The sequence below is a fragment of the Okeania sp. SIO3I5 genome, from assembly GCF_010672085.1.
GTDB lineage: Bacteria > Cyanobacteriota > Cyanobacteriia > Cyanobacteriales > Microcoleaceae > Trichodesmium.
Genome location: NZ_JAAHHT010000027.1, coordinates 61,043 through 66,757, shown reverse-complemented (window position 1 = coordinate 66,757; position 5,715 = coordinate 61,043). Strand labels below are relative to the sequence as shown.

The 5,715-nt window shown below is 36.8% G+C and carries 2 protein-coding genes; both read left to right on the top strand.

Going from position 1 to position 5,715, the window contains the following annotated elements; all coding sequences use genetic code 11:
* Positions 1 to 1,789 precede the first annotated feature (1,789 nt).
* Positions 1,790 to 5,122: a maltose alpha-D-glucosyltransferase gene (gene treS / locus F6K40_RS08585; protein WP_293134158.1), complete on the top strand. Its 3,333-nt coding sequence runs from the start codon at positions 1,790 to 1,792 to the stop codon at positions 5,120 to 5,122.
* A 276-nt stretch (positions 5,123 to 5,398) separates the two neighbouring features.
* Entirely contained in the window at positions 5,399 to 5,551 is a 153-nt protein-coding gene (locus F6K40_RS08580; protein WP_293134155.1) for a hypothetical protein, read from the top strand.
* Positions 5,552 to 5,715 lie beyond the last annotated feature (164 nt).

The window sequence follows — 5,715 nt, the reverse complement described above, 5'->3', positions numbered from 1 at the left end:
TTTGATTGCCTCTGAGTAAAGATTTTGGTTGAATAAAAAGTCATGCGTATGGGCGAGTAACCCCAGCTAAATTTTATGATATCAAAATTTTTCTGAAGATGCAAGGGAAAATCCTTTGACGCGCCGATTTTTTTAGGAGCTTCATAAAATGACAATATTGGTGATTTTTCACTGAGGTATGGATGGAAAGATTCGATTGAGTGGAAATTTCCTGTGGTGAGAAAGAATTATTAGTAAATCAAGAATCAAAAAAATAATCGTGAAATTTGACTATTGCTCTATACGCAACAGTAGAGCATCAAACCTAGAGAGCAAGGTAGCTCAGAGTTGATTTCCACTACCAGAAAATATTTGAGTGTTTCTCTGGAGTGGAAATTTCCTGTGCTGAGAAAGAATTATTAGTAAATCAAGAATCAAAAAAATAATTGTGAAATTTGACTATTGCTCTATACGCAACAATAGAGCATCAAACCTAGAGAGCAAGGTAGCTCAGAGTTGATTTCCACTGCCAGAAAATATTTGAGTGTTTCTCTGGAGTGGAAATTTCCTGTGCTGAGAAAGAATTATTAGTAAATTCAGAATCAAAAAAACAATTGTGAAATTTGACTATTGCTCTATACGCAACAGTAGAGCATCAAACCTAGAGAGCAAGGTAGCTCAGAGTTGATTTCCACTGCCAGAAAATATTTGAGTGTTTCTCTGGAGTGGAAATTTCCTGTGCTGAGAAAGAATTATTAGTAAATTCAGAATCAAAAAAACAATTGTGAAATCTGACTATTGCTCTATACGCAACAGTAGAGCATCAAACCTAGAGAGCAAGGTGACTGAGAGTTGATTTCCACTACCAGAAAATATTTGAGTGTTTCTCTGGAGTGGAAATTTCCTGTGCTGAGAAAGAATTATTAGTAAATTCAGAATCAAAAAAATAATTGTGAAATCTGACTATTGCTCTATACGCAACAGTAGAGCATCAAACCTAGAGAGCAAGGGAACTGAGAGTTGATTTCCACTACCAGAAAATATTTGAGCGTTTCTCTGGAGTGGAAATTTCCTGTGCTGAGAAAGAATTATTAGTAAATTCAGAATCAAAAAAATAATTGTGAAATCTGACTATTGCTCTATACGCAACAGTAGAGCATCAAACCTAGAGAGCAAGGGAACTGAGAGTTGATTTCCACTACCAGAAAATATTTGAGCGTTTCTCTGGAGTGGAAATTTCCTGTGCTGAGAAAGAATTATTAGTAAATTCAGAATCAAAAAAACAATTGTGAAATTTGACTATTGCTCTATACGCAACAGTAGAGCATCAAACGTAGAGAGCAAGGCAACTCACAGTTGATTTCTACTGCCAGAAAATATTTGAGCGTTTCTCTGGAGTGGAAATTTCCTGTGGTGAGAAAGAATTATTAGTAAATTCAGAATCAAAAAAACAATTGTGAAATCTGACTATTGCTCTATACGCAACAGTAGAGCATCAAACCTAGAGAGCAAGGGAACTGAGAGTTGATTTCCACTACCAGAAAATATTTGAGTGTATCTATCTACTGAAAATTTCCTCCTCCACCTCCCACACTCCCCACACTCCCCACACTCTCTATTTGAGTTCTGTCAGCTATAATTACCTGAAATCTTCAACTATAGAAAGAGAAAACCTTACCAAAAAAAAAGAGGGTATACGCCTCCCCTTGGATAAGGGATGAAAAAATAACAGTTCATTATTTCAATCCCGATGGTGAGCGCCAGAGGTACTGATAACTGATAACTGATAACTGATAACTGAAATAACCCCATGCTAAAAAACGACCCACTTTGGTTCAAAGACGCCATAATTTACGAAGCACCAGTTCGAGCATTCGCCGATAGTAACGGTGATGGAATAGGAGACTTTCGCGGACTTACAGAAAAATTAGACTACCTCCAAGACCTAGGCATAACAGCCATCTGGACTCTACCATTTTTCCCCTCCCCCCTCAGAGACGACGGTTACGACATTGCCGACTATAAAACTATCAACCCCATCTACGGCAACCTAGAAGACTTTCAAGAATTTCTCGACGCTGCCCACCACAGAGGTATTCGCGTCATCATCGAACTTGTAGTTAACCATACCTCCGACAAACACCCCTGGTTCCAAAGAGCGCGTCGCGCTCCTAAAGGTAGTGTAGAAAGAGACTTTTATGTTTGGAGCGACAGTGCTGATAAGTACCCAGAAGTCCGCATTATTTTCCAAGACTTTGAAAATTCTAACTGGGCATGGGACTCTGTAGCTCAAGCTTACTATTGGCATCGCTTTTTTTATCATCAACCAGACCTTAACTACGAAAACCCCGCAGTACAAGAGGCAGTTTTAGAAGTAGCAGATTTTTGGTTGAGTATGGGAGTTGATGGAATGCGTCTTGATGCGGTGCCTTATCTTTGTGTTGAAGAGGGTACTAACTGTGAAAATTTGCCGGGAACCCATGTCTTCTTGAAAAAAATACGCTCGCATATCGACCAGAAATATCCCAACCGAATGTTATTGGCGGAAGCTAATCAATGGCCGGAGGATGCTGCTAAGTATTATGGCAGTGGGGATGAATGTCACATGAATTTCCATTTTCCTTTGATGCCTCGTTTATTTATGGCTTTGCGGATGGAGGATAATTTTCCTATTTCTGACATTCTCAAGCAAACTCCTTCTATTCCTAATAATTGTCAGTGGGCGTTATTTTTGCGGAACCATGATGAGCTAACCCTAGAAATGGTGAGCGATGAAGACCGAGACTATATGTATAATGTTTACGCCCAAGATCCCCAAGCAAGAATAAACTTGGGTATTCGTCGCCGTTTAGCTCCTCTTTTGGGAAATGACCGTCGGCAAATAGAGTTGCTTAATAGTTTACTTTTGTCTTTGCCTGGTACTCCGGTTCTATATTATGGGGATGAAATAGGCATGGGGGATAATATTTATTTGGGCGATCGTAATGGTGTGCGGACTCCTATGCAGTGGAGTGCTGATCGGAATGCTGGTTTTAGTCGTACTAATCCCCAAAGGTTATATGCTCCGGTTATTGTTGACCCTGAGTATCACTATGAAACGATTAATGTAGAAGCTCAACGGTCTAATTCTAATTCTTTGTGGTGGTGGATGAAGCGTTTGATTTCTACTAGGGAACGTTTTCAAGCTTTTGGACGTGGTTCGTTTGAGTTGCTACATCCTGAAAATAGGAAGGTTTTGACTTTTACTCGGACTTACTCTGGGGAACATATTTTGGTAGTAGCTAATCTCTCCCGTTTTGTACAAACTGTAGAGTTAGATTTATCGGCTTTTAATGGTATGGTGCCTGTGGAAATTTTTGGTCGAACTAAGTTTCCGACTATTCAGGGGGAGCCTTACTTTTTTAGTTTAAGTCCTTATGCTTTTTATTGGTTTACTTTACAGCTACAACAAAGTTATGTTGAAACTTTAAGACCTTTGAGTAAACTTCCTGTTTTGACAGTTTCAGAAAGTTGGAAAGATGTATTTTCTCAGTCGGAAAGTAAGAAGAAGTTAGAGTCAATTTTACCTAATTATTTGAGTAGCTATCCCTGGTTTGGAGGTAAAAATAAGGTTATTCAATATACGGAGATAATAGAGGTAATTTCGATTGATGATGGAGAGAAAGAAACGGTTTTAGTGTTGATAGAGTTTCACTATACAGAAGGTGCGACAGAAATTTATTTAATTCCTCTGAGCTATTTAGATAAGTCAGAAATAAATTCTCAAATTCCTCCAGAAAAAATTATTGCTGAATTAGAAATACAGCAACAAGATAAATCGGGAATTTTGTTTGATGTTTTGGCACAAAAAGATTTTTTAAATATACCGTTAACAGCGATAAACAAAAACCAAAAATATCAAGGAAATAGTGGTTTTGTTCAGGGAAATACGACTGATGTCTTGGCAGAGATAATGCAGACAACTACAGAAGATATTCAGCCACATATTTTATTGGAAAAACACGATAAAACTTTGATTAATTTCGGCACAAAATTAATACTTAAACTTTTCCATAAACTAGAATCTGGAATTAATCCAGAATTAGAAAATGGTAACTTTTTAACAGAGGTATCAAGAAGTGAAAATTCAGCAATTAAAGGGAATATATCTCAAATATTAGGATATCTAGAATATCAGCGGGAAGGAACTAATTTAATTACGATTGGCATATTAGAAGAATTTATTCCAGAAGCAAGAGATGGTTGGTCATATACCTCTGATATTCTGAGGGATTATTTTGACAGAATAATGGTAGAACAAGTATCTGTAAATGATTTAGAAATTCCCGAAATTACTGTTAATAATAGTTTGAATACTGAGATTACTGAATCAGTCTACGATGTTATTGGTTCTTATCTCAATTTAGCGGAAAATTTAGGAAAAGTTACAGCAGATATTCATCAGACTTTAGCCTCCGATCTAGAAAACCCGAATTTTTCTCCAGAACAATTTACGCCTTTTTATCAAAGGTCGGTTTATCAATACATGAGAAATCAAACAGGCAAGATTTTATTAAAGTTGAAAAAACACCTATCAAAATTTTCAGAAGATAGACAACAATTAGCTAAAAGTGTAATTAATCGTCAAGACCGAATTATGGAACATTTAAGTTCTGTAGTCGAACGAAAAATTACTGCTATGCGTACCCGTTGCCATGGAGACTATCATTTAGAAAATATCTTATTTACGGGTAAAGATTTTGTCATTATTAATTTTGAAGGAGAAGCTACCAGACCTTTAAATGAACGTCGAATGAAACGTTCTTTACTGCGAGATATTGCAGTAATGTTAGAGTCATTTTATTATGCAGCTAATGTTGCTTTCCGGGAAGAAATTAAAAATGGGATGATTCGTTCTGAAAACTTATTGGCAATGGAACAATGGTCTACATTTTGGTATACATGGGTTAGTATATCATTCTTAAAAGCCTATCTTCAGAATACAAAATCAAGTTCATTTTTGCCTCAAAGCGAACAAGAAATACAGGTACTTTTAGACATTTATCTATTAGAAAAAGCCATCTATGAACTTGACTATGAACTTACCTCTCGTCCTGAATGGGTAGAAATTCCCCTAGCAAGAATTCAGCAATTAGTTCCATGATTTAATTAGGGTTTGCTGAAAAAATATGGGTGAGGGTAGGAGACAGGAGACAGGAGACAGGAGACAGGAGGAGTAAGGAATTTAGAGAAGGCAGGAGGAAGAATTATCCCTTGGTTTTTCTGCCTCGCGTCAACCCTTTCATTCTAACTTTATGCAGCTCTAAAGAGGAAAAATATTGTAGTTTGTTCAAGACCTAAAACGGCTAAAACCTTTATCTGTAAATACTTTTAGATTTAATCAGCAGAGCAATAATTATGTTTGATTAGGGAGTAGGGAGTGTGGGAGTTGTGGGAGTTGTGGGGAGAAGTTAAAAGCAGGAATAATAATTACCGAGTCTTCATATTTTCTACTCCAGAAAATTATCTTTCCACCGATTCCCTATTCCTGAATAGCTGTAATTTAATTTTGCAGAAAATAGCAGAGAGTTAACTACAAAGATTTCTAAATATCGCCCCTAATAAATCAGGTCTTAGTATTAATAACTTATGAGAAATTTAGATCAGTCTTAGAACGAGTCTTATTCAGAACGCCCTCATCAAAATATTCTGCTTTCTCTCCCCCCAATTATCAAGATTTTTTCCAGAGAAATTAGA